2 protein-coding genes are annotated in these 1827 nt (G+C 78.7%); one reads left to right on the top strand and one right to left on the bottom strand.

What is annotated here, in order from left to right; translation table 11 throughout:
- Positions 1-81: 81 nt before the first annotated feature.
- Positions 82-864 carry a hypothetical protein gene (locus ACYVKY_RS16785; RefSeq protein WP_460436126.1) on the bottom strand — a complete coding sequence of 261 codons (783 nt, stop codon included), beginning with the start codon at positions 862-864 and terminating at the stop codon, positions 82-84.
- Positions 865-1000: 136 nt separating this feature from the next.
- Here ACYVKY_RS16785 and ACYVKY_RS16780 point away from each other — a divergent pair.
- A partial coding sequence (locus tag ACYVKY_RS16780) for a DUF4397 domain-containing protein (protein ID WP_460436125.1) occupies positions 1001-1827 on the top strand: 827 nt, incomplete at its 3' end.

The raw sequence follows: 1827 nt of genomic DNA, 5'->3' as shown, positions 1-1827 counted from the left end.
GGCGGTGCAGCAGCACCAGCAGCAGCGCGCCCGCGAGCGGTGCCAGCGCGGCCAGCACGAGCGCGCGCTCGACGACCGCGGTCACGGCACGTCCAGCTGGACCAGCACGAGCGCCGTCGCGGCGTCGAGCGGCGCCGCCGTCGTGAGGGCGCCGTCGCGCTCCGCGGCGCAGCCGAGGCCGACCCCGAGCACCAGCGGGCAGGCGAGGTTGCGCGCCGGCTCGCCGTCGACGACGAACGTGACCGGCGCGTCACCGGCGTCGGTCAGCGGCGCGAGGGCCGCGAGCGCGCGGCCCGGGGGCGAGGGACGGGTGGCGACGTCGGTGCCCCACCAGCGGTAGGTCAGCCGCACCGACAGCACCGGGCCGTCGAGCGCGACCGGCGCCGCCACCGCGCCCGGGGCCGACCGCGCGTCGCCCGTGCCGCCCACCCGCAGGTCGTCGACGACGGGCACCACGTCCTCGAAGTCCGGCCCGGCGCCGTCGACGGGTGGCAGCCGCAGCAGCAGGCTCGTCGTCGGTGCCGCGAACGACACCTCCTCGACCACGTCGAACGAGCCGTCGTCCGCCGCCGTCGCGGTCACGACCACCGAGGTGGGTTCGCCGTCCCCCGACGGGGCGCTCGGCGGGTAGTCGCCGGGCGGCGTGGTGCCCGCCGCCGAGGTGCTGGGCCGCGAGGCGTCCTGCCGGGGAGCGGACGGCGGCACAGCAGCGGGAGGCACCGCGGACGCGGGGGACGCGGCGTCGGTGGGGGGCGCGGCCGGCGCGGACACCCAGACCCAGGCCGCCAGCGGCAGCAGCACGAGGGGCGCGACGACGCCGCCGGCGCGGCGCGCACGCAGGCGACCGTCGTAGTCCAGCGGCATGGCTCCCCCTCGCCTCGTCGCGCACGGGCCGGTCCGCCCGAACGGGTGCTCCGGTCGGGAACGGTGGCAGTCGTCACTGATCGTGACTACCGTCCCCCGCGCGGGTCAATCCCCCGTCCGCCTGAAGGAGTCCCCGATGCGCATCGTGACGACCACGACCCTGCTCGCGGCCGCCGCCCTCGCGGCCGCCTTGCTGCTGGCCGTCTCCGGCCCGGCGACGGCGGGCAGCGGTGCCCGGGTGTACGTCGTCCACGGCCTGCCCGGCACCACCGTCGACGTCGCGGTCGACGGCGGGGTCGTCGCCCGGGACGTCGCCGGCCCGGGTGTCGTCGGCCCGTTCGACCTCGCCGCCGGCGCGCACGTGCTCGAGGTGACCGACGGGAGCGGTGCGGCCGTGGTGAGCAGCACGCTGCAGCTCGCGCCGGGGTCCGACTCCGACGTCGTCGTGCACCCGCCGGTCACGGCGGGCGCCGACCCGGTCGTCACCGTGTTCGCGAACGACGTGTCGCCCGTCCCGGCGGGCAAGGCCCGCCTCGTCGTCTCGCACACCGCCGCCGTCCCGCCGGCCGACATCGTGGTCGACGGGCAGGTGCTGTTCGCCAACGTCGCCAACGGCGAGTCGCTCACCGCGGTCGTCCCGGTCGGCACCTACGAGGTGCAGGTGGTCGCCACCGGCCGGACGTCGCCGTCGTTCCTCGGGCCGCTCGACCTGACCCTGCAGGCGGGTGCGCTCAACCGCGTGTTCGCCGTCGGCGACCCCGCCGGCACCGGCATGGACGCCGTCGTCCACGTGGTCGCCGTCCCGACCTCCGGGACGCCCGCGCCCGGCCGGGTCGAGACGGGCACCGGCGGCCAGGCCGCCGGCCTGGCACCGGTCGGCGCGGGGTGGTTCGGTCGCCCCCGCCGACCGCCGCGGCCGCCGCCCGCGCCCTCCTGCTCGCCGGGTGCGCCGCCGCCCCCGGC

The organism is Angustibacter speluncae (genome assembly GCF_054777815.1).
This window is presented reverse-complemented; position numbering and strand designations above follow the sequence as displayed.